Genomic DNA, 21599 nt, shown 5'->3' with positions numbered 1-21599 from the left:
TCGCGGCCACGGATCAGCGGCCGCGCAGCGCTTCCAGGCGCGCCTGCACCATCAGCGCCTTCATGTCGCGCACCGCCTTTTCCCAGCCGTCGAACACCGCCTGCGCCACGATGGCGTGGCCGATGTTCAATTCGGCGATCCCGTCCACCGCCGCCACCGGACCCACATTGCCGTAGTGCAGGCCGTGGCCCGCATTCACGCGCAGTCCGTGGCGCAGGCCCTCGGCCACCGCCACGCGGATGCGCGTCAGCTCGGCCCGGGCCGTGGCCTCGTCCTGCGCTTCGGCATAGGCGCCGGTGTGCAGCTCGACCACGGGCGCGCCGGCCTGGGCGGCGGCCGCGATCTGCGCCGGCTCGGGATCGATGAACAGCGACACCCGGATGCCGGACTCGGCCAGCAGGCCGACGGCGTCGGTCACGGCGGCCAGCGCGCCGGCCACTTCCAGGCCGCCCTCGGTGGTCAGCTCGGTGCGTTTTTCGGGCACCAGGCAGACGTCGCTGGGCTTGACGGCACAGGCGATCTCCAGCATTTCGGCCGTGATCGCGCACTCCAGGTTCATGCGCGTGCGCAGCAGCGGGCGCAGCGCGTAGACATCCTTGTCCTGGATGTGGCGGCGGTCCTCGCGCAGGTGCAGCGTGATCAGGTCGGCCCCGGCGTCCTCCGCCCGCAGGGCGGCGGCGACCGGGTCCGGATAAACCGTGTGACGCTGCTGGCGCAGCGTGGCCACGTGATCGATATTTACACCAAGTTCTATCATTGCGTCCTAGTCGTTTCCTGCCAGCCGCCGCCCAGGGCCTTGTACAGTTCCACGCGGTTGATCAATGCGGCCAACCCCGTCTGCACCAGGGAAATCTGGGCATTGAAAAAGTCCACTTGCGCCGTCTGCACCTGCAGATAGCTGTCGACGCCGTTGGTATAGCGCAGGTTCGACAGTTCCAGCGTGCGCGCCGAGGAATCCTGCAGGCCGCGCTGGGCATCCAGCTGGGCGCTGTAGGTAGCCTCGCCGGCCAGCGCGTCCGAGACTTCGCGGAACGCCTGCTGGATGGTTTTCTCATACTGCGCCACCGCGATATTATCGCGCGCCTTGGCCAGGTTCAGCCCTTCGCGGATACTGCCGCCGGCGAACAGCGGCGTGGTGATCGACGGCGAGAAGCTCCAGTACCCCTGCCCGCCCTTGAAAAGATCGGACAGCGAGGGGCTGGCCGCCCCCAGCAGGCCGGTCAGGGAGATGGTCGGGAAGAACGCCGCGCGCGCCGCGCCGATATTGGCATTGGCCGACTTGAGCTGGTGCTCGGCGGCGACGATGTCGGGCCGGCGCTCCAGCAGGTCGGACGGCAGCCCCGCCGGCACGGTGGCCAGCAGTTGCTCGCGGCCGAACGCGGCCGGCGCGGGCAGGTCCTCGGGCAAGGGCGCGCCCACCAGCACCACCAGCGCGTTGACGGCTTGCGCGCGCGCGGGCCAGCTCGGCCAGGCTGGACGAGGCCGAATCCAGCAAGGTCTTGGCCTGATTCAAGTCCAGCTCGGACGACACACCGCCGTCGAAGCGGCGCTTGACCAGGTTGTAGGACTCCTGGCGCGAGGCCAGCGTGCGCTGGGTCAGGTCCATCTGGACCTCGGCCGCGCGCAGGTTGAAATAGGCCTGCGCGACCGAGCCCACCAGCGTGATGTGCACGCTCTTCTGCGCCTGCTCGGTCGACAGGTACTGCTGGTACGCCGCCTCGGACAGGCTGCGCAACCGGCCGAACAGGTCGATCTCGAACGTGGTCAGGCCGATGCCGGCCTGGTAGCTGCTGCTGATCGAGCCAGCGCCCGGCGCCCGCATGTTGGCGGGCAGGTGCTGGCGCTGGCCCTGGATGCCGGCGCCGATGCTGGGCCACTGCGCGCCGCGCTGCACGCCGTACTGCGCGCGCGCCTCTTCGACGCGCTGCACGGCCACGCGCAGGTCGCGGTTGTTGGCCAGCGACAGCTCGATCAGGCGCTGCAGGCGCGGATCGCGGAAGAACTCGCGCCAGCCGATGTCGGCGGCCGGCGTGCCGGCCTGCGGCTCCACCGAGGCCGCCGGCTGCGTGCCCAGCGAGGTCGGCTTGGCGTAGGCGCCGTACTGCACCTTGGGCTGGTCCGGCCAGTTGCCGGACACCGGCGCGTCGGGACGCTTGTAATCGGGCGCCAGCGAGCAGCCGGCCAACGCCACCGCCACGAAGGCGGACAAGGCGGTCTGTTTGTACATCAGGGCTTTCATACCTTGCCCTCCTGGCCACCATGGGGTTGAGCGGGTAGTTGCGCGCCGGAAGCCTCGGCGGCCTTCTTGGCGGCCTGTTCTTCCTCGAACGCCTTCAGTTCGGCGCCCAGCAGGCGGGGCTTGGTCTTGAACAGGCCCAGCACCACCACGAAGAAGGTCGGCACGAACATCACGGCGAAAGGCGTGGCGGCAAGCATGCCGCCCAGCACGCCCAGGCCCACCGCGCGCTGGCTGGCGGCGCCGGCGCCGGTGGCCATGGCCAGCGGCACCACGCCCAGGATGAAGGCCAGCGAGGTCATCAGGATGGGCCGGAACCGCAATCGCGCGGCCTCGACCGCCGCCTCGTAGAGCCCCATGCCGCGCGCGTACTGGTCCTTGGCGAATTCCACGATCAGGATGGCGTTCTTGGCCGCCAACCCGATCACGGTCACCATGCCCACCTGGAAGTACACGTCGTTGGACATGCCCAGCGCGCTGACCAGCGCCACCGCGCCCAGCATGCCCAGCGGCACCACCAGCATGACCGACAGCGGGATGGCCCAGCTTTCATACAGCGCGGCCAGCACCAGGAACACGACCAGCAGCGACAGGCCCATCAGGATCGGGGCCTGGTTGCCGGCCTGGCGTTCCTGGTAGGACAGGCCGTTCCACTCGAAGCCGTAGCCCGGCGGCAGCTGCGCCACCAGGCGCTCCATCTCGGCCATGGCATCGCCGGTGGTATAGCCCGGCGCGGCATTGCCGCCGATACGGATCGACTCGTAGCTGTTGTAGCGCACCACCTGGACGGGGCCCTGCTTCCATTCGGCCGTGACGAAGGACGACAGCGGCACCATGCCGCCCTGCAGGTTGCGAGCATTCAGCGCCAGCACATCCTTGAGCTGCATGCGGTACGGCGCGTCGGCCTGCACCCAGATGTTCTGCATCCGGCCCAGGTTGGGGAACTTGCTCAGGTAGGCCGAGCCGACGGCGGTGGAGATCAACGCCGCAGCCTCGTTGAAGTCCACGCCCAGCGCGGCCGCCTTGTCGCGGTCGATGTTCAGGCTGAGCTGCGTGCCCGGTCCCAGGCCGGTGATGCGGACCTGCGACAGCACCGGGCTCTGCATCGCCAGGCCCATCAGCTGGCCGGTGGCCGCGGCCAGCGCCTCGGTTCCGGCCGCGCCGCGATCCTGCAGGCGGAAGTCGAAGCCGGTGGCGTTGCCCAGCGCGGAGATGGCCGGCGGCACCAGGGTGAACACCATGGCGTCGTGGATGCCCATCAGCTGCTGCTGGAAGGCGTTGAAGGCGATGGCGCCCGCGGAATCCTCGCTGCCCTTGCGCTTGCTGAAATCCTTGAGCGTGGTGAAGGCAATGGCGGCGTTCAGGCCGTTGCCGTTGAAGCTGTACCCCTGGATCGCAATGACGTTCTCGACCGCCGGGATCTTCATGAAGTAGTCCTCGACCTGCTTGAGCACGTCGACGGTCCGGTTGGCCGTGGCGCCTGTCGGCAGCTCGATGTTGCTGACCACGTAGCCCTGGTCTTCCTCAGGCAGGAACGACGACGGCAGGCGCAGGAACAGCCAGCCCAGCAGCACGACCAGCAGCACGAAGGCCAGCATCATGCGGCCGCCCTTGTGCAGGACGCGCGCCACCCAGTTCTGGTAGCCGTGCGTGGTGGCATCGAACTTGCAGTTGAACCAGCCGAAGAAGCCCTTCTTTTCCTCATGGTGCCCCTTGGGGATGGGCTTGAGGATGGTGGCGCACAGCGCCGGGGTGAAGGTCAGCGCCAGCAGGGCCGAGAAGAAGATCGACACGGCCATGGCCACCGAGAACTGGCGGTAGATCACGCCCACCGACCCGCCCATGAAGGCCAGCGGCAGGAACACCGTCACCAGCACCAGCGTGATGCCGACGATGGCGCCGCTGATCTGGGGCATGGCTTTCTTGGTGGCCTCCTTGGGCGGCAGGCCCTCGGTGGCCATGATGCGCTCCACGTTCTCGACCACCACGATGGCATCGTCCACCAGGATCCCGATGGCCAACACCATGGCGAACATGGTCAATACGTTGATGGAGAAGCCCAGCCCCAGCATCACCGCGAATGTCCCCAGCATGGCCACCGGCACCACCAGCGCCGGGATCAGGGTATAGCGCACGTTCTGCAGGAACAGGTACATCACCAGGAACACCAGCACCATGGCTTCCACCAGGGTGTGCAGCACCTGCTCGATCGACACCTTCACGTAGGGCGCGGTGTCATAGGGAATGGAATACGTGATGTTGCCCGGGAAATACTTGGCCAGCTCGTCCATCTGCTTGCGCACGCCCTGGGCCGTGGCCAGCGCGTTGGCGTTGGGCGACAGCACGACGGCGAAGGCGGCCGTGGGCTTGCCGTTCAGGCGGGCGCCGAACTGGTAGTTGTCGGCGCCGACCTCGATGCGCGCCACGTCGCGCAGCAGCACCTTGGAACCGTCGGTATTGGCGCGCAGCACGATCTTGCCGAAGCCCTCGATCGTGGACAGCTGGCCGTTGGCGGTCACGGTGGCGGTGATGCGCTGCGAATCCGGGTTAGGCGGCGAACCGACGCTGCCGCCCGAGATCAGGACGTTCTGCGCGGAAATCGCCTGATTGACCTCGGCCATGCTCAGGTTGAAACCGACCAGCTTGGCGGGATCGACCCAGATGCGCATGGCGCGCGGCGCCGCGAACAGCTGGAACTGCCCGACGCCGGGCACGCGCGAGATCGGGTTCTGGATATTGCGGGCGATGTAGTCGGCCAGCGCGGTCTGGTCCAGCGAACCGTCGGTGGACGACACCGTCACCACCAGCAGGAAGCCCGTGCTGGTCTGCTCGTACTTCAGGCCCTGCTGCTGCACGGCGGTGGGCAGTTGCGCGATCACGTTGGACACGCGGTTCTGCACGTCCACCTGCGCCAGATCGGGGTCGCGGCCGGGCGCGAAGGTGGCGGTGATGGTCGAGGTGCCGTAGGAATCGCTGACCGATTCGTAGTACAGCAGGCCCTTGGCGCCGTTGAGCTTGTCCTCGATGATGGAGGTCACCGACTGAGCCACCTCCTTGGCGGACGCGCCCGGATAGGTGGCCGTGATGGTGATGGCGGGCGGTGCCACGTTCGGGTACTGCGACACCGGCATGCTGGGGATTGCCAGCACACCCGCAAGCAGGATGAACAGGGCGACGACCCAGGCGAAAATTGGTCTTTCAATAAAGAATTGCGGCATGTGGGCGGACTCTGAAAGCGATGCTCACTGAAGGGGAACGCGGCGCCTGATAGGCGCCGCGAGCCGCTTAGGACTTCTGGCCTGCGGCCGGGTCTTGCTTGGCAGGCTCCTGCTTGGCGGGCGCGCCCTCGGCCGGCTCGGCCGGCTGCTGCGCAGCGGGCTGGCCCGCGGGCGCCGCGCCTGACTGGCCGCCGGCCTTCCACGGGCTGGCCTGCACCGGCGCGCCGGGGCGGATCTTCTGGAAACCCTCGACCACCACCGTGTCGCCGGCCTTCAGGCCGCTGGTGACGATCCAGTTGGTCTTGACGGCGCCGCCGGTGGTCACCGGCACCTGCTCGACCTTGTTTTCCTTGTTGACCAGCATCAGGCTCTGGGCGCCGTCGGGCGTGCGTTGCAGCGCCTGCTGCGGCACCAGCAGCGCCTTGTCGTCCACGCCCTGCTCCAACTTCACGCGCACATACATGCCCGGCAGCAGCACGTTGTCCGGGTTCGGCACTTCGGCGCGCAGGTTGACCTGGCCGGTGGTCGGGTCGACCGTGATGCCGGTGAACAAGAGCTTGCCCGGGTGCGGATACTCGGAACCGTCCTCCAGCACCACCGTGGCGCGGGCGGCGTCCTTGCCGACCTGCTGCAGCTTGCCGCTGGCGAAGGCGCGACGCAGCGCCGCCAGATCCGTGGTGGACTGGTTGAAGTCGATATAGATGGGGTCGAGCTGCTGCACCGTGGCCATCTGCGTGGCCGAGGTGCCCTCGACCAGCGCGCCCTCGGTGACCAGCGGCTTGCCGATGCGTCCGGTGATGGGCGAGGTCACGTCGGTGTAGCCGAGGTTGATCGAGGCGTTGTCCTGCGCGGCCTTGGCGGCGGCCACGGCGGCCTCGGCCTGGCGGTACGACGCCACGGCGTTGTCGTACTCCTGCTTGCTGACCGCGTTGGCCTTGACCAGCGGCGCGTAGCGATCGGCCAGCACCTTGGCGCTGAACAGATTGGCCTGCGCCTGCTTGAGCTGGGCGGTGGCTTGATCGTAGGCCGCCTTGTACGGCGCCGGATCGATCTTGAAGAGCAGTTGCTTCTCCTGGACGTCGCCGCCCTGCTCGAAAGCGATCTTCTGGACGATGCCGGTCACCCGCGCGCGGATCTGCGCATCGCGGACCGCATCGACACGGCCGGGCAGCTCCGCCACGATCGGCGTGCGCTCGGGCTGGACCGTGATGACGCTGACCTGGGGCATGCCGGGGTTCATTTGCGGGTGCTCGCCGCACCCCGCCAACAGCAGCGCCAGCGCGCCACCCGAAAGAGCCAGACCTGAAACACGTTTAGGCGAAAACCGCATCGAAACCCCCGCGTAGTATGCCGCGTCAAGTAAGCAAGATAGTCAGGCGCCTGCGTGCAGCCATGGCCAATGCAAGATCCGCGCCGGGGCGGGCGCCTGAATAGCCCAATAATGTAACTCAGTTATCAGGCGATCCAAGGGTTTTCGAGGGGGATTTGGCGTGGTTGCGCAGCAACGGACGCCAAATTTGGCGCCGCGCCACACTATATGGAGAGGAGTTCGCCACAAAAACAGGGTCCGATCAGGCGGACGCCTTGAAGTGAGGGGCGGGCCGCGAGCCGCGCGCGCCCTCTGGCCTGTCAGGGTTCGGCGAATTCCCGGAGCTTGCCCAGGAAGACGTAGCCGATGCCGTGCACGGTATGCAGCGGCAACTGGTCGCCGGCATCGCCCACCTTGCGGCGCAGCCGGCAGATGGCGACATTCAGCGTGCGCATCTTGGTGTGCTGCCGCATGGCCACCAGTTCGGACCGCAACAGCTCGCGCCGCGGGTTGCGCAACAGACACAGGAAGCAGGCGCGCTCGAGTTCGGACAGGTCGAGGCGGCCGCCACGGGGCGTAAGCAGCGTCCAGCCGCCGTAGCGCAGCGTCCACCAGCCTTCCAGCCTGTCGCTGGCGGCTATCAGACCATCGACGGGGACGGCATGGACCGGCGCGGCCAGGGGCGCGCCGGAGGCGGACAGAACGGGCTCGGATTGGGCGGTAACGATCACGGCTGGCTCTCCACCGGACTCGGCACCGCGCAATCCGCGGTTTCCGGGCGCCGGAAACAAAAAATGCAACTTGTTCGAGAGACTAACGGGCCTGCAAGCCGGATTTCCTCTTGCTACGCCAGGATCAGACTAATCCCTTTAAATTCAGTTCATATCGGCTGAAGATCCTATCTTTTCCCCATCCTGCCCGCCCCCTCGATCAATGCCGCTTGCCGTTGCGATGGATGTCGTGGGCGACAAAACAACTGTCCTCGGTCGGACGGTCCAGCACGCCCGGCCGGGCCAGGGTCAGGCGGATGTCCGACAGGCCGGACTCCCAGTGCTCGCGCATGGCCTCGGTGCCGAACTCGTAGTCCTTGGAATAGCGCTCGCGGTGCTTGGACTCGTAGATCAGGTTGACGATGTTGGTCGCCGGCGTGTGCGACAGCCGGCGCAGCTCTTCCAGGTCGGCCGCGCCGCGCTCGGATTCGGGCAGGCGCGCCAGCAGCTTCTGCAGGCCGTGGCGCAGCTTGAGCACTCGGCGCAATTGGTCGGTCACCAGGCGGGTCCGGCTGGAATACTGGATGTCCTTCTGCCGCTCGGCCACTTCTTCCAGCGAGGTGGGCAGGCCGCCGCGCGCCGGCCACAGGTCCACCTGGAAGGCCAGCGTGTCGCGCATGTTCTCCGCGCCCACCACCTGGGCCAGCGGGGTGTTGGACACCACGCCCCCGTCCCAGTAATGCTCGCCATCGATTTCCACGGACGGGAAGCCCGGCGGCAATGCGCCGGAGGCCATGACGTGCTCGGGGCCCAGCCGGTCCTTGCGGCTGTCGAAATAGGCGAAGTTGCCGGTCCGCACGTTGACCACGCCGAAGCTGGCGCGCACCTTGCCCGCGTTCAGCAGGTCGAAGTCGACGAACTGGCGCAGCGTATCGGCCAGCGCAGACGTGTCGTAGAAGCTGGTGGAAGCCGCCCCCTGCCCATGCAACAGGTAGGGCGGCGGAAAGCGCGGCTTGAAGAAACCAGGCTGACCGGACACCAGCGCATGGAAGGCGGACAGCTGGCCGTTCATGGCCGGCGAGCCGAAGCCGAACGGAATGCCCTCGAACATGCCGGCCAGCGTATCGCCCCAAGGCAGGGCGGCGAAGCCGGTCGGCCGGCAGATCGTCTCCCAGAACCCGCGCAGCCGCGCCACGCGCTCGTCCTCGGGCGAGCCGGCGATGATGGCGGCGTTGATCGAACCGATGGAAATGCCCGCCACCCAGTTGGGGCGGATGCCGGCCTCGTGCAGGCCCTGGTACACCCCGGCCTGGTAGGCCCCCAGGGCGCCGCCGCCCTGCAGCACCAGGGCGACCGTGTCGTAGGACTGCGCGCCGCCGGAGTCCGCGGCGGCGCGGCCCGGGCTGTCGGCGTCGGCCGGGGCGGTCTTGGACGTGCGGCGCGGACTGTCGGTATCGGCCGGGGCGGCCTGGCGCTTGCGGGACGGGCGTGCCGTGCTCATGCGGGACTCCTCAAGGCTTGGACTTGTCCGGTCCCTGCGGCGCGGCCACGCCGGCGCGGAACGGATATTTCGAGAACACTTGGGCGACGGCCTTTTCCACGCTCTGCTGCGACGCGGCCATCTCGGGGTTGCGCACCTCGCCCACGGCCACGCCTTCCCACACCAGCTGCTTGCGGCGCGCGTCGACCAGGTCGATGTTCAGCGTGCCCTCGGTGTATTGATAGACGGTGTCGCCCCAGCCATAGCCGGGCCAGCCGCCATAGAAGCCGCTGCGATAGCCGTAATAAGGACCGATGGCCGGCGGCGCCTGGGTGACCTGGGTCTTCTGCTGCAGCTTGCCGTTGAAATTGATCAGCAGGTCCGGATCGGCGGTGTTATAGACGTAGCCGCGCATTTCCATCTGGCCGCGCGTGGCGTCCTTCAGGCGCTCGGTCAGCAGGCTGCTGTAGCCGGCGTTGTCCGTGCCCAGCGGGCTCATGTAGCCGAAGGTGCGATAGCGCGAGAAATCCGCCTTCTGGTCATAGTCGCTGCGTATCGATGGTCCGGTGGCGCAGGCCGACAGCAGCGCCGCCAGGCAGCCCGCGGCCAGCAGGGTTGGGGCTTTCATGATCCAGTCTCCAGGAATCCGAGGCCAGCACATAGTGCCGCGAAGCCCGCAAAGTTTCAATGACGCCTCTCATTCCCATCGCGCCGTCGCCGCCGGGGCCGACCGTCCATTACACTGCAAGCCTTCAATCGGAACTGAACGGACCTCACCGCCATGTTGGAACTCGACGGCTCGATCTGGCTGCGCTCCGGCGCCCAGACCTGGGGCGGCAAGAACCGCATCGACCTGCTCGCCCAGATCGACGCCACCGGCTCGATCACCGCCGCCGCGCGCGCCGTGGGCATGAGCTACAAGGGCGCGTGGGACGCCATCGACGCGATGAACAACCTGGCGGGCGAACCGCTGGTGCTGCGGGCGGCCGGCGGCCGGGGCGGCGGCGGCACGCAGCTGACCGACCGGGCGCGCCGCCTGATCGCGACCTTCCGCGCGCTGGAGGCCGAACACCGCAAGTTCATGGAAAACCTGACGCGCGCGGGCCTGGACGCCAGCGGCGACATCGACCTCATGAGGCGCTTCATGCTCAAGACCTCCGCGCGCAACCGCCTGCTGGGCACCGTCATCGGCATCACGCCGGGCGCGGTCAACGACGAAATCCGCCTGCGCATCGCCGGCGGCCAGACCCTCACCGCCACCATCACCCGCGAAAGTACCCAGGAACTGGGCCTGGCCGACGGCAAGGAAGCCATCGCCCTGATCAAGGCGTCCTCGGTGATCGTGGGCGTGCCCGGCAAGGGCCTGCGCCTGTCGGCCCGCAACCAGCTGCCGGGCGCCGTCTCGGCCGTGCGCCCCGGCGCGGTGAACAGCGAGATCCTGATCCAGCTCGACGGCGGCGCCACGGTGGCCGCCATCGTCACCAATGAAAGCGCGCAGGAACTGGGCCTGAAACAGGGTTCGCCGGCCGTCGCCATCTTCAAGGCCTCGAACGTCATCCTGGGCGTGCTGGATTAAGCGTCTCGCACGGGCCCCGGGAACCGGCCCGCGGCGGTCTCGGGCCAGCGGGCCAGCGCTGATAAATCAGATAGCGATCCGGTCGCCGTCACAATCCCACGTCTTCATCCCGGCGGCGCACGCGGCCGTCGCGCAGCTCGAACACCTCGTCGGCCAGCGCCTCGACGTCGGCCGGATCGTGCGTGATCAGCAGCATCGGCACGTCCAGCCTGCGCTGTAGCGCGTCCAATTCCTGCCGCATCTTGCCGCGCAGCTGCGAGTCCAGCGCCGAGAACGGCTCGTCCAGCAACAGGATGTCGGGTTCCAGCATCAGCGCCCGCGCCAGCGCCACGCGCTGCTTCTGGCCGCCCGATATCTCGCTCGGATAGCTGCCCACGATGGCGCCCAGCTCGAAGGCGTCGACCCAGCGCCGCGCCTGCTCGCTGACCTGCTTGCGCGGCGGATTGCGCCAGCCGCGCCGCATGCCGAACGCGATGTTCTGCGCCACCGTCAGGTGCGGGAACAGCGCGTAGTCCTGGAACAGATAGGCCACGCGGCGCGACTGCGGCGGCAGGCATATGCCTTGCGCCGAATCGAACAGCGCGCGGCCGTTGATGTCGATGCGTCCGGCATCCGGCCGCAGCAGGCCGGCCACGGCCCGCAGGGTCAGGCTCTTGCCGGCGCCGGACGGGCCGAACAGCGCGATGCGCTTGGACCTGGACGTGACATCCACGTCCAGCGCGAAATGCCGGTCGCCGGACACCATGCGCTTCCGGATCTGAATGGCGACGCTCATCGTGCCCCCGAATCACGCCGGCCGGACACCGGCACCAACCGTCCCGCCAGCAGCAGGACCACCACGCAGGTCACGGACGTGACCAGCACCAGCAGGTTGGCGGTGGCGTCATCGCCGGCCTGCACCGCCTCGTAGATGGCGACCGACAGCGTCTGGGTGCGGCCCGGCAGATTGCCGGCGATCATCAGCGTGGCGCCGAATTCGCCCAGCGCTCGCGCGAAGGCCAGCAGCACGCCGGCGACGATGCCGCGCGCGGCCAGCGGCAGCGTCACGCGGAAGAACACCCCCGCCTCGCACACGCCCAGCACCCGCGCCGCGTTCTCCAGCTGCGCGTCGACGTTCTCGAACGCCGCGCGGGCCGACTTGAACACCAGCGGAAACGCCACCACGGCGGCGGCGATGACGGCGCCCTGCCAGGTGAAGACCAGCTCGATGCCCCAGCCCGCCAGCGTCTCGCCCAGCACGCCGCGCCGGCCCAGCAGCACCAGCAGGTAGTAGCCCAGCACCGTGGGCGGCAGCACCAGCGGCAGCGTCAGCAAGGCGTCCAGCAGGTCGCGGCCCCGCCAGCGCCAGCGCGACAGACCATAGGCGGCGGCGGTGCCGGCCACCGCCGCCAGTAATGTGGCCCACCCCGCCACTTTCAAGGAAAGCAGCAGGGGCACCCAGACAGAATCACTCATCGACGCATGCGCTCAAGCGGAATCAGGGCTTCTGGAAGCCGTAGCGCGACAGTATCTCCTGGCCGGCGGGCGAAAGCACGTAGGCGACGAAGCTCTGGGCTTCCTTGGCGGCGGCTTCGCGCGCGGTCACGGCGATGGGATAGGTGACGGGCGTCTGCGACGGCACGCGCACGGCGACCTTGACCTTGTCCGCCATGATGGCGGCGTCGGTGGCGAACACGAAGCCGGCGTCGACCTCGCCGCGCGACACATAGTCCAGGCTCTGGCGCACGTTCTGCGCCAGCACGCTCTTGGCCTGCACGGCGTCCCACAGGCCGGCGGCCTGCAACGCGCCCTGCGTGTAGCGGCCGACCGGCACCGAGGCCGGATTGCCGTAGGCGATGCGCTTGACGTCGTCGCGGGTCAGGTCCTTCAACGCGGTGATGTTGGCGCGGCTGTCGGTCGGGACGATCAGCACGACCTGGTTGGCGGCGAAGTCCACGCGCGAGGCGGGCTTGACGGCCTTTTCCTCGACCGCCTTGTCCATCGCCTTCTGGTCGGCCGAGGCGAACACGTCGGCCGGCGCCCCCTTGACGATCTGCTGCAGCAGCACGTCGGAGGCGCCGAAGTTCAGGACCACCTTGGTGCCGGCATGCTCTTTTTCATAGGCGGCGGCCACGTCCTTGAACGCGTTGGTCAGGCTGGCGGCGGCGGACACGACCAGCTCGCCGGCGCTGGCGTTGGCGCCCCACAGGGTGGCCAGCGCGAAGGCGGCGGCCAGGGTCGGGCGCAGGTTCGGACGTTTGACGGACATCTTGCTCTCCAGAGCGATCGGGTTGTCTATTGGTCACGAAATATATATAGGTATATAACGAACGTCAATTTGAACCCTGTAGCGCCTTGAGGCATGTCAAACAAGGGAAAAAGCGCCGCGCGTCAGCCCCGGTCGACGACCGTGACGCGGACCGAGGCCGGCGCCAGCGCGGCGCGCAGGCTGTCCAGCGCGCGCTCGGGCCGGGCCGCGCCGCACATGAACACATCCAGCGCCGCGTAGCCGTGTTCCGGCCAGGTATGGATGCTGATATGGGATTCGCTGAGCATGACCACGCCGGTCACGCCCGCTCCTTCCCCGAAATGATGGAAATGCGCGCTCAGCACGCGCGCGCCGGCGGCGTCAGCCGCCGCCAGCAACTGGCGCTCCAGCGCGGCCGCGTCGGACAGGCCGGCGGCGGCCACGCCGTGGAAATCGGCCAGCACATGGCGGCCGGGCGTGGCGTGGACCGTCACTTGTGCGACCCGCTGGACCAGCCGGTGCTGCTGGAGGAGCCGCCGCCCCAGGTGCTGCCGCTGGTGCCCGTGCCGCCAAAGCGCGCCCCCGGCGCGCTCGCGCCGGTGGTGGCCAGCACCACGATCACGGCATAGACGGTGTAGATGAACTTGCCCATCGTCTTATTCGCCCCTGCCGGAAAGCTTGTCCGCCAGCTTGGCCGGCAGCCACAGGAAGGCCAGCCCGATCAGCGACGGCAGCAGCCGGCCTTCAAGGATATTGTCGAAATTCAGGAAAGCCAGGACGATGGTCGCGATCCAGGCCCAGCCGGCGTAGGCGCCGGACTTGCCCCCGCCGACCGACGACTTCAGCGCCGCCAGCTCCGGCCGCTTGAACCATTCGGCCAATTGCGCGCCCGACACCGGCGAGGACGCGGACCAGCCCAGTTCGGCCTCGCCCTGCTCGCGCGTGAGCTTGAAATTGCCGGTCTGGTAATCGGTGATCTGGGTGCTGTCGCCGACCTTGACGCGCCAGTTGAACGCGCCCAGCGCCAGATCCACTCGCGAGGTGTAGTCGTACAGCTTGCGGTACTGGCGCGATTGCCAGCGCACGGTGGACGCATTGACCTGGCTGGGCCAGGTATCGCAGACCTTGACGCGCTCCCAGCCCTCATCGGTCTCGACCAGCCACAGGAAGCCCTGGGCCGGGTTGAACATCAGGTATTCGATCCATTGCGACGGCTCCTCGGGATCCGGGTCCGCGCATTTCATCAGGCCGATCAGGCTGTAGTCGGCGCCGTCGATGCTGGCCGTCTCGCCCAGCGCCAGCGTGGTCTTGATGGACTTGAGCTTGCGCGCCTTCTCGATGACCTCGGCCTTCTCGCCGGCGCAGTCCACGGTCGAACCGCAGGACGGGCACACCACCTGGGTGGCCATCGCCGCCACGAAGCTGATGGAGCCGCCGCAATTGGGGCAGTCCAGCGCCTTGATCTGGCCGCGGAACCGGCCCGCCGTCTCGCGCACCTGATCGGCGTTGCGCAGCGAGGCGGCCTGCATGTCGGACAGCGCGAACGCGCGGCCGATGTACAGCTCGGGATCGGGCCCGTCGGAATAGTCCAGCGTCAGGAAGGCGTCCAGGCTGCGGAAGTCGGCCACCTTGGCCTGCCAGCCGCCGTCGGCCACGAAGGGCAGCTCGCCCTGCGTGCCGCCGGCCGCGCAGGTGCGGATGTCGGAGGCCACGTAATTCTGGCCGTCCAGCTTGAAGAAGAAGCCCGGCTTGATCTGGTCGAAGGCCGGCATTTCCCTGGCCGTCTTGGCGCGGCGCCGCCGCGTCACCGCGTACTGGCCGGACGCGTCAGACAGCCAGCCGTCCGAGCCATCCTCGAACCACAGGTACCACTCGTTCCAGAAACCGTCGTCGTAGCGCATCTGGATGCGGCCGACCACGTCGAAGCGCTTGCTCTCGTACTTGCCGGCCGCGCCCAGGCAGATCGGCGAGTAGTCTTCCAGCACCTCGGCCGCCTCGCCGATGCGGCGCACCGAGGCGGCATCCTTGAGCAGCGTGCTGCGGCAGGCGCCGCAAACCGCCATGACGGAGGCGGCGGACGTGAACGAGACGGGAGCGCCGCACTGCGGGCACAGGACCTGCTGCATGGGTTCGGAGGATGCTCTGGTGCGGTCTGGGATCAGCTGGTGAGTTTCTTGAGCACGTCGGCCTTGGCCGCGTCATAGTCGGCCGCGGTGATCAGGCCCTTGTCGAGCAGGTCCTTGAGCTGCTGCAGCTTCTGCACCGGATCGACGGCGGCCGGCGCCGCCTGCGCGGCGGACTGGGCGGCCTGCCCTGCCGCCGCCGCGCCCAGCCCCTGCGCCATGGTCTGGCCCAGCGCCGCGCCCGCGGCCAGGCCGGCGCCGATGCCGGCGATGCCGCCTTCGTTCTGCGCCGCCATCGGAATGGCCGTGGCCGTCTGGTACTGGGTGAACTTGGCCAGGTCGCCGGCCATGCCCATGGAAATCCGCGTGTCCAGCGCCTTCTGCAGCTCTTCCGGCAGCGACACGTTCTCGACGGTGAAGTTGTCCAGCTTGACGCCGTAGCGCTCGAAGGTCGGCGCCAGCTGCTCGCTGATGCTCTGCGACATCAGGCCCTGGTTGCCGGCCATGTCCAGGAACGGCACCTTGGAGCCGCCCAGCGCCGTGGTCATTGCGGCGACCACCATGTTGCGCAGCTGCAATTCCAGGTCGTCCACCGTGTACACGTCGCGCGTGCCGCTGACTTCGCGGTAGAACGTGCCGGGATCGGCGATCTGGTACGAGTACACGCCGAAGGCGCGCAGGCGCACCATGCCGAACTCGCTGTCGCGCAGCGTCACCGGCTGGGCCGTGCCCCAGCGCCGGCCCAGCTGCAGGCGCGTGCTGAAGAAGATCACGTCGGACTTGAACGGCGACTCGAACAGCTTGTCCCAGTTCTTCAGGTACGTCAGGATCGGCAGCGTCTGCGTGGTCAGCTTGTACATGCCGGGGCCGAACACGTCGGCCACCTTGCCTTCGTTGACGAACACCGCCATCTGCGACTCGCGCACCGTCAGGCTGGCGCCGTACTGGATTTCGAAATCCTGCATCGGATGGCGCCAGGCGAGCACGCCGTCGCGATCCTCGTTCCACTGCAGGATGTCGATAAATTGCTTGCGGATAAATGAACCGAGACTCATGGCCAGTCCTCCTGTTGCTATTCCGGTGCCGCGCCCGATCAGGTCAGGCAGGCGGCGTTGACGATGCCCGCCGCCAACGAGACGGCGCCCATCAGCCCGCCCATGGCGACGTTGTTTTCCTGGATGGCGTCATTCATGCCGCGCACGCATTGCGCCACCGCCACATAGACCACGATCTGCACCACCAGCGCGGCCAGGCCCCAGACCAGGAACATGGTGAAGCTGGCATGGACGGCGATGCTGGAGCAGAGCGTGAGCGAAAAACCCACCAGCGCGCCGCCGTAGGACATCGCCGCGGCGATGTTGCCTTCGCGGATCAGGTCGAATTCCTTGTAGCGCGTCACGCCGGTGTAGATCACCGTGAACAGCCCCAGCATGACAAGCGCCGAGGCGATGTAGATCAGATAGGTCACTGCAGGATGCATGGTTGCTCCTCCCCAATTGCGCGAAGTATATACGGCGCCTTCGATATACTCCGAGTGCATTTTTCCTGTCGGATCCTCCATGCGCGATCGCGTCCTCATCCTGTCGGTCCTCATCGTCGCCTCCTGCGGCCTGGGCTACGAACTCATCAGCAGCGCGCTCGCCAGCTATTTGCTGGGCGATTCGATCCTGCAGTTCTCCTCGGTCATCGGCTGCTATCTGTTCGCCATGGGCATCGGCTCGTGGTTGTCAAAATATGTAAAAGATGACGACGTTCTGAATCGATTCATCGATGTGGAACTGCTGGTCGCGCTGCTGGGCGGGGTATCGGCCGCCGTGCTGTTCCTGGTGTTCGCTTGGCTGTCGGCGCCGTTCCGCGCCGCGCTCTACGTGGGCGTGTTCGTCATCGGCCTGATGGTGGGCATGGAGATCCCGCTGGTGATGCGCGTGTTCAATCAGCGCAAGGCGGAGTTCCGCGAAATCGTCAGCCGGGTGCTGACCTTCGACTACCTGGGCGCGCTGGCCGTGTCGCTGGTCTTTCCGCTGCTGCTGGCGCCCAAGCTGGGCCTGCTGCGCACCAGCTTCCTGTTCGGCATGCTGAACGCCGGCGTGGCGCTGTGGACCACCTGGCTGTTCCGCGCCGAAGTGCGCCGGCCCGCCGAGCGCGCGGTGCGCGGCGGCGTGGTGCTGGGCCTGTTGACGCTGGGCTTCGTCTATTCCGGCCACATGACGGCCTGGGCGGAAAAGGGCCTGTACGGCGACGATGTGGTCCATGCCGAGACCACGCCCTACCAGCGCCTGGTGGTCACGCGCTGGCACGACGACCTGCGCCTGTACATCAACGGCAACCTGCAATTCTCCTCGCGCGACGAGCACCGCTACCACGAGGCCCTGGTGCATCCCGGCCTGCTGGCCCTGCCCTGGGCCCGCAACGTACTGGTGCTGGGCGGCGGCGACGGGCTGGCGGTGCGCGAGATTCTCAAGCACCCGAACGTCGAACACGTCACGCTGGTGGACCTGGACCCGGCCATGACGGGCCTGTTCTCGCGCTCCGAGCCGCTGGTCAAGCTGAACCAGGGCGCGCTCAAGGACCCGCGCGTCACCGTCATCAACGATGATGCCGGCCGCTGGCTGGAAAGCCATGCCGAGGTCTACGACTACATCGTGGTGGACTTCCCCGACCCGTCCAACTTCGGCCTGGGCCGGCTGTACTCTGTGCCCGTCTACCACCTGATGGCGCGCCACCTGGCCGAGAACGGCTACATGGTGATCCAGTCCACCTCGCCGTACTTCGCGCCGCGCTCGTTCTGGAGCGTGGACGCCACGCTCAAGGAAGCCGGCCTGCACACCTGGCCCTACCACGCCTACGTGCCGTCCTTCGGCGACTGGGGCTTCATCCTAGCCGGCAAGCGCCGCGACTACACGCCCGCGGACAAGATCACCGTGCCGGCGCGCTACCTGGACCCGGCCACGTTGCGCGAGCTGTTCCACTTCCCCGCCGACATGCCCGCGCTGGCCATGCCGCCGAACCGCCTGAACGAACAGTCCCTCGTGCGCTACTTCGACGAAGACTGGCGCAAGGTCATCCGCTGATGCAGCGCCGCGCGTTCCTGCTGGGCGCGACCGCCGCGGCCGCCATCGCCGGCGGCGCCGGCTACCTGCGCGCGCGCATCGTCGAGACGCCGGCCCAGGTCCGCTATCCCGGCATGCAGGCCGGCCATGCGCTGCGCGACGGCGCCGCGTTGCCCGAGCCCACGGACGCGCGCGCCTGCGGCGTGGCGATCCTGGGTTCCGGCGTCGCCGGCCTGTCCTGCGCCTGGAAACTGGCGCGCGAGGGCCATGCCGATTTCGTCGTGGTGGCGGGGCCGGAATACGCCGGCAACGCCGCCGGCGGCGCGCAGGACGGCCTGGACTATCCGACGGGCGCGCACTACCTGCCCCTGCCCTCGCGCGAATCGACCCACGTGCGCGAGATGCTGGCCGACTTCGGCCTGATCGAGCGCGACGCCGGCGGCGACACGCCCTACTACGACGAAACCGCGCTGGTCCATTCGCCGCAGGAACGACTGCTGCGCGATGGCCGCTGGGAAGACAGCCTGCTGCCGATGCAGGGCCTGCCCGAGGCCGACCTGGCGCAGCACCGCCGCTTCCTGGCCCAGGTGCAGGCCCTGCATACGCGGCGCGGCAACGACGGACGCAAGGTCTTCGCCATCCCGCTGACCCTGTCCTCGCGCGATCCGGCCTGGACCGCGCTGGACGGCATCACCTTCAGGCAATGGCTGGAACGCGAGGGCTATACCTCGCCAGCCCTGCGCTGGTATCTGGACTATTGCTGCCGCGACGACTACGGCGCGGACACCGGCGCCGTGTCGGCCTGGGCCGGACTGCACTACTTCGCCGCGCGCGACGGCCATGCCGCCAACGCCGCCGAGGGCGCGGTGCTGACCTGGCCGGGCGGCCTGTCGACACTGGTGGCGCGCATGCGCGCGGCGATCAGCGCTAGGCTGGGCCATGAACGCTGGCTGCTGCCCGGCACGGCCGCGCGCATCCGCGAAACGCCCGCCGGCCCGCGCATCGCCTGCGTCACCGATGACGGCGGCGCCTACGCCCTGCAGGCGCGCCGCGCCGTCTGCGCCATGCCGCTATTCGTGGCGCAGCGCCTGCTGCCCGACATCCGCGCCTATGGCTACGACCCGGCGGTGCACGCTTCGCCGCGCGCGGCCTGGATGGTGTCGAACTTCGTCATGGACGGCTATCCGCTGGAAGCGCCCGGCGAACCGCTGTCCTGGGACAACGTGGTCTACCAGGGCCAGGGACTGGGCTATGTGGTCTCCACGCACCAGCTGCTGCGGGTGGCGCGGTCGCCGCGCAGCGTGTTCACCGCCTACCATGCTCTGAGTCGCCTGGAACCCGCCGACGCGCGCCGCTGGCTCAGCCAGGCCAGCCCCGAGGCCTTGCGCGACGAAGCCGCCGTCGACCTGATCGCCGCCTATGGCGAGGAATTCTGGCGCCGCGCGCGCCGGCTGGACATCACCGTGCGCGGCCATGCGATGGCCACGCCGCATTGCGGCAGCCTGTCCAACGCCGGACTGGCCGCGCTGCGGGACGTCGACGGCCAGATCCTGTTCGCCCACGCCGACCTGTCGGGCTATTCGGTGTTCGAGGAAGCGGCCTGGTGGGGGGTAACGGCGGCGGCTCGCGTCCTGGGCGCGCGCCCCGAAGTCGCCTGACAAAGAAAAAACCCGCCGCCCGCCTTGTGCAGGCCGGCGGCGGGCTGGACGCCACAGCGTCGGTCTTCTAGCCCAGCAGCAACGCGTCGTCCGACAGTTTCTCGCCGCGCACGCGCTCGAACATGGCCAGCAGGTCCGGCACGTCCATGCCGCGGCGCTCGTCGCCGGACACGTCCAGCACCACCTGCCCCTGGTGCAGCATGACCGTGCGCTCGCCCACGTCCAGCGCCTGGCGCATGCTGTGCGTCACCATCATGGTGGTGAGCTTGCTTTCGGCGACGATGCGCGCCGTCAGCTGCAGCACGAAATCGGCGGTGCGCGGATCGAGCGCGGCGGTGTGCTCGTCCAGCAGCAGGATGCGCGACGGCTGCAGCGCCGCCATCAGCAGGCTGACGGCCTGGCGCTGGCCGCCGGACAACAGGCCGATGCGATCGGCCAGGCGGTTTTCCAGGCCCAGGCCCAGCGTCGCCAGCCGCTCGCGGAAGCCTTCGCGCATCGAGGCCTTGACCGCGCGGCTGTAGCCTCGGCGGTCGCCGCGCAGCTGCGCCAGCGCCATGTTCTCTTCGATGGTCAGGTCTTCGCAGGTCCCGGCCATCGGGTCCTGGAACACGCGCGCCACCTTGGACGAGCGCGCCCACACCGGCTTGCGCGTCATGTCCACGCCGTCGATGTCGATGCGGCCGGAATCCACCAGCAGGTCGCCCGACACGGCGTTCAGGAAGGTGGACTTGCCGGCGCCGTTCGAGCCGATGACGGTGACGAACTGGCCCGACGGAATCTCCAGCGACAGTCCGCACAGCGCGCGCGTCTCGATCGGCGTGCCGGCGTTGAAAGTGATCTTCAGATCTTTAGCGGACAACATTCTTCAATTCTCCATTCTGCGCATAGTTCCCCCGCACACCGGCCGTCCCCACAAGATCGGGGCAGCGCGGATCCGGCTCCGCCGGTCCGCAGCTGTGCCCCCTTGAAGGGGAAGCGCGCAGCGCTTCGGGGGTGGGCCATCTCTACTTCAGTTTTTTCTTGAGCATCGGAATGACCAGGGCAATCGTGACCAGCACCGCCGTGACCAGGTTCAGGTCCTGCGCCTTCAGGCCGATGAAGTCGCTGTTCAGCGCCAGCGCGATGAAGAAGCGGTAGACGATGGCGCCGATGATCACGGCCAGCGTGGCCAGGACCAGCTTGCGCGACGGCAGGATGCTCTCGCCCACGATCACCGCGGCCAGGCCGATCACGATAGTGCCGATGCCCATCGAGATGTCCGAGCCGCCCTGGGTCTGCGCGAACAGCGCGCCGGCCATCGCCACCAGCGCGTTCGACAGCGCCATGCCGCCCAGGATCATGCGGCCGGTGTTGACGCCTTGCGCGCGGGCCATGCGGCCGTTGGAGCCGGTGGCGCGCATCGCCAGGCCGGTCTGCGTGGCGAAGAACCAGTCCAGCAGCAGCTTGGCCAGGATCACGACCACCACCAGGATGAGCGGACGGGCCACGTAGTCCGGCAGCCAGGCCGGCTGCAGGATGGAGAACATGGTGGGCTCGGTGATCAGCGGCACGTTGGGCTTGCCCATGATGCGCAGGTTGACCGAGTACAGCGCGATCATCATCAGGATGCTCGCCAGCAGGTCCATGATCTTGAGCTTGACGTTCAGCCAGCCCGTCACCAGGCCGGCGGCCGCGCCGGCGAAGGTGGCCGCGATCGTGGCCAGGAAGGGATCGGTGCCCGCGGCGATCAGCGTGGCACAGACCGCGCCGCCCAGCGGAAAGCTGCCGTCGACCGTCAGGTCCGGAAAGCGCAACAGGCGGAAGGAGATAAACACGCCCAAAGCCACCAGGCTGAAGATCAGCCCGATCTCCAACGCGCCTAACAACGAAAACAATGACATGGGTCAAATCCAATCAGATGAGAAACGAGCATATTAAAGAGTTGAAACGTCGCACTTCTTGCGTTTCGGGGTAAGTTTTACCCGAGCTTTTGCAACGAACATTTCCCCAGCGACGATTTTCGCCTGTTTTCT

Annotated in this window: 19 protein-coding genes and 1 pseudogene; 3 read left to right on the top strand and 17 right to left on the bottom strand. The window is 68.0% G+C overall.

The window, feature by feature from the left end; translation table 11 throughout:
* Positions 1 to 13: 13 nt before the first annotated feature.
* From C2U31_RS16210 to C2U31_RS16180, 7 genes and pseudogenes are all read right to left on the bottom strand, one after another.
* Positions 14 to 757: a pyridoxine 5'-phosphate synthase gene (locus C2U31_RS16210; RefSeq protein WP_103273694.1), complete on the bottom strand. Its 744-nt coding sequence runs from the start codon at positions 755 to 757 to the stop codon at positions 14 to 16.
* Positions 754 to 2239 (bottom strand): annotated as a pseudogene (locus C2U31_RS16205) (efflux transporter outer membrane subunit). The gene C2U31_RS16210 and the pseudogene C2U31_RS16205 overlap by 4 nt, the downstream one beginning before the upstream one ends.
* Positions 2236 to 5454: an efflux RND transporter permease subunit gene (locus C2U31_RS16200; protein WP_103273693.1), complete on the bottom strand. Its 3219-nt coding sequence runs from the start codon at positions 5452 to 5454 to the stop codon at positions 2236 to 2238. The pseudogene C2U31_RS16205 and the gene C2U31_RS16200 overlap by 4 nt, the downstream one beginning before the upstream one ends.
* A 67-nt stretch (positions 5455 to 5521) precedes the next feature.
* Entirely contained in the window at positions 5522 to 6784 is a 1263-nt protein-coding gene (locus C2U31_RS16195) for an efflux RND transporter periplasmic adaptor subunit (protein WP_103273692.1), read from the bottom strand.
* Positions 6785 to 7083: 299 nt separating this feature from the next.
* Positions 7084 to 7407 (bottom strand): helix-turn-helix domain-containing protein, encoded by a 324-nt coding sequence (locus C2U31_RS16190; RefSeq protein ID WP_199771038.1) that lies wholly within the window; start codon positions 7405 to 7407, stop codon positions 7084 to 7086.
* A gap of 286 nt (positions 7408 to 7693) precedes the next feature.
* Positions 7694 to 8974, bottom strand: a complete 1281-nt coding sequence (locus C2U31_RS16185) for a patatin-like phospholipase family protein (protein WP_103273691.1) — start codon at positions 8972 to 8974, stop codon at positions 7694 to 7696.
* Between the two features lie 10 nt (positions 8975 to 8984).
* Complete coding sequence (locus tag C2U31_RS16180; protein ID WP_103273690.1) at positions 8985 to 9581, bottom strand: DUF4136 domain-containing protein; 597 nt, start codon at positions 9579 to 9581, stop codon at positions 8985 to 8987.
* Positions 9582 to 9734: 153 nt separating this feature from the next.
* On the opposite strand from C2U31_RS16180, the gene C2U31_RS16175 reads away from it, so the two are divergent.
* The gene (locus C2U31_RS16175; protein WP_103273689.1) at positions 9735 to 10529 is read left to right on the top strand and encodes a TOBE domain-containing protein; all 795 of its coding nucleotides are present in this window, start codon (positions 9735 to 9737) and stop codon (positions 10527 to 10529) included.
* 88 nt (positions 10530 to 10617) lie between these two features.
* Here C2U31_RS16175 and C2U31_RS16170 read toward each other — a convergent pair whose 3' ends face one another.
* The 8 genes from C2U31_RS16170 to C2U31_RS16140 all read right to left on the bottom strand — a co-directional run bounded on the left by C2U31_RS16170 (position 10618) and on the right by C2U31_RS16140 (position 16359).
* On the bottom strand, positions 10618 to 11304 hold the full coding sequence (locus C2U31_RS16170; RefSeq protein WP_103273688.1) for an ATP-binding cassette domain-containing protein: 687 nt from the start codon (positions 11302 to 11304) through the stop codon (positions 10618 to 10620).
* Complete coding sequence (gene modB, locus C2U31_RS16165) at positions 11301 to 11984, bottom strand: molybdate ABC transporter permease subunit (protein ID WP_103273687.1); 684 nt, start codon at positions 11982 to 11984, stop codon at positions 11301 to 11303. Before modB ends, C2U31_RS16170 begins: the two co-directional genes overlap by 4 nt.
* 22 nt (positions 11985 to 12006) lie before the next feature.
* Positions 12007 to 12777 carry a molybdate ABC transporter substrate-binding protein gene (gene modA, locus C2U31_RS16160; protein ID WP_103273686.1) on the bottom strand — a complete coding sequence of 257 codons (771 nt, stop codon included), beginning with the start codon at positions 12775 to 12777 and terminating at the stop codon, positions 12007 to 12009.
* A 122-nt stretch (positions 12778 to 12899) separates the two neighbouring features.
* Entirely contained in the window at positions 12900 to 13250 is a 351-nt protein-coding gene (speD, locus tag C2U31_RS16155) for an adenosylmethionine decarboxylase (RefSeq protein ID WP_103273685.1), read from the bottom strand.
* On the bottom strand, positions 13247 to 13408 hold the full coding sequence (locus tag C2U31_RS30795; RefSeq protein WP_199770830.1) for a hypothetical protein: 162 nt from the start codon (positions 13406 to 13408) through the stop codon (positions 13247 to 13249). Before C2U31_RS30795 ends, speD begins: the two co-directional genes overlap by 4 nt.
* 4 nt (positions 13409 to 13412) lie before the next feature.
* Positions 13413 to 14882 carry a DUF4178 domain-containing protein gene (locus C2U31_RS16150; protein WP_103273684.1) on the bottom strand — a complete coding sequence of 490 codons (1470 nt, stop codon included), beginning with the start codon at positions 14880 to 14882 and terminating at the stop codon, positions 13413 to 13415.
* Between the two features lie 32 nt (positions 14883 to 14914).
* Entirely contained in the window at positions 14915 to 15934 is a 1020-nt protein-coding gene (locus C2U31_RS16145; RefSeq protein WP_103273683.1) for an SPFH domain-containing protein, read from the bottom strand.
* 38 nt (positions 15935 to 15972) lie between these two features.
* A complete protein-coding gene (locus C2U31_RS16140) occupies positions 15973 to 16359 on the bottom strand; it encodes a DUF350 domain-containing protein (protein WP_103273682.1) in 387 nt (128 codons plus the stop codon).
* 79 nt (positions 16360 to 16438) lie between these two features.
* On the opposite strand from C2U31_RS16140, the gene C2U31_RS16135 reads away from it, so the two are divergent.
* Positions 16439 to 17950: a polyamine aminopropyltransferase gene (locus tag C2U31_RS16135; RefSeq protein WP_103273681.1), complete on the top strand. Its 1512-nt coding sequence runs from the start codon at positions 16439 to 16441 to the stop codon at positions 17948 to 17950.
* Positions 17950 to 19587, top strand: a complete 1638-nt coding sequence (locus tag C2U31_RS16130) for an FAD-dependent oxidoreductase (protein ID WP_103273680.1) — start codon at positions 17950 to 17952, stop codon at positions 19585 to 19587. The genes C2U31_RS16135 and C2U31_RS16130 overlap by 1 nt, the downstream gene beginning before the upstream one ends.
* A 67-nt stretch (positions 19588 to 19654) precedes the next feature.
* Here the strand turns inward: C2U31_RS16130 and C2U31_RS16125 are convergent, their stop codons facing one another.
* Complete coding sequence (locus tag C2U31_RS16125) at positions 19655 to 20449, bottom strand: ABC transporter ATP-binding protein (protein WP_103273679.1); 795 nt, start codon at positions 20447 to 20449, stop codon at positions 19655 to 19657.
* 142 nt (positions 20450 to 20591) lie between these two features.
* The gene (locus C2U31_RS16120; protein ID WP_103273678.1) at positions 20592 to 21467 is read right to left on the bottom strand and encodes an ABC transporter permease; all 876 of its coding nucleotides are present in this window, start codon (positions 21465 to 21467) and stop codon (positions 20592 to 20594) included.
* Between the last annotated feature and the right edge of the window lie 132 nt (positions 21468 to 21599).

This window comes from Achromobacter sp. AONIH1, from assembly GCF_002902905.1.
Lineage (GTDB): Bacteria > Pseudomonadota > Gammaproteobacteria > Burkholderiales > Burkholderiaceae_B > Achromobacter.
This window is presented reverse-complemented; position numbering and strand designations above follow the sequence as displayed.

Bases quoted from the DNA above. Each gene is read 5' to 3' on its own strand.
- C2U31_RS16210 (WP_103273694.1), bottom strand. From the start codon at position 757: ATGATAGAACTTGGTGTAAATATCGATCACGTGGCCACGCTGCGCCAG.
- C2U31_RS16200 (WP_103273693.1), bottom strand. From the start codon at position 5,454: ATGCCGCAATTCTTTATTGAAAGACCAATTTTCGCCTGGGTCGTCGCC.
- C2U31_RS16195 (WP_103273692.1), bottom strand. From the start codon at position 6,784: ATGCGGTTTTCGCCTAAACGTGTTTCAGGTCTGGCTCTTTCGGGTGGC.
- C2U31_RS16185 (WP_103273691.1), bottom strand. From the start codon at position 8,974: ATGAGCACGGCACGCCCGTCCCGCAAGCGCCAGGCCGCCCCGGCCGAT.
- C2U31_RS16180 (WP_103273690.1), bottom strand. From the start codon at position 9,581: ATGAAAGCCCCAACCCTGCTGGCCGCGGGCTGCCTGGCGGCGCTGCTG.
- C2U31_RS16175 (WP_103273689.1), top strand. From the start codon at position 9,735: ATGTTGGAACTCGACGGCTCGATCTGGCTGCGCTCCGGCGCCCAGACC.
- C2U31_RS16170 (WP_103273688.1), bottom strand. From the start codon at position 11,304: ATGAGCGTCGCCATTCAGATCCGGAAGCGCATGGTGTCCGGCGACCGG.
- modB (WP_103273687.1), bottom strand. From the start codon at position 11,984: ATGAGTGATTCTGTCTGGGTGCCCCTGCTGCTTTCCTTGAAAGTGGCG.
- modA (WP_103273686.1), bottom strand. From the start codon at position 12,777: ATGTCCGTCAAACGTCCGAACCTGCGCCCGACCCTGGCCGCCGCCTTC.
- C2U31_RS30795 (WP_199770830.1), bottom strand. From the start codon at position 13,408: ATGGGCAAGTTCATCTACACCGTCTATGCCGTGATCGTGGTGCTGGCC.
- C2U31_RS16150 (WP_103273684.1), bottom strand. From the start codon at position 14,882: ATGCAGCAGGTCCTGTGCCCGCAGTGCGGCGCTCCCGTCTCGTTCACG.
- C2U31_RS16145 (WP_103273683.1), bottom strand. From the start codon at position 15,934: ATGAGTCTCGGTTCATTTATCCGCAAGCAATTTATCGACATCCTGCAG.
- C2U31_RS16140 (WP_103273682.1), bottom strand. From the start codon at position 16,359: ATGCATCCTGCAGTGACCTATCTGATCTACATCGCCTCGGCGCTTGTC.
- C2U31_RS16135 (WP_103273681.1), top strand. From the start codon at position 16,439: ATGCGCGATCGCGTCCTCATCCTGTCGGTCCTCATCGTCGCCTCCTGC.
- C2U31_RS16130 (WP_103273680.1), top strand. From the start codon at position 17,950: ATGCAGCGCCGCGCGTTCCTGCTGGGCGCGACCGCCGCGGCCGCCATC.
- C2U31_RS16125 (WP_103273679.1), bottom strand. From the start codon at position 20,449: ATGTTGTCCGCTAAAGATCTGAAGATCACTTTCAACGCCGGCACGCCG.
- C2U31_RS16120 (WP_103273678.1), bottom strand. From the start codon at position 21,467: ATGTCATTGTTTTCGTTGTTAGGCGCGTTGGAGATCGGGCTGATCTTC.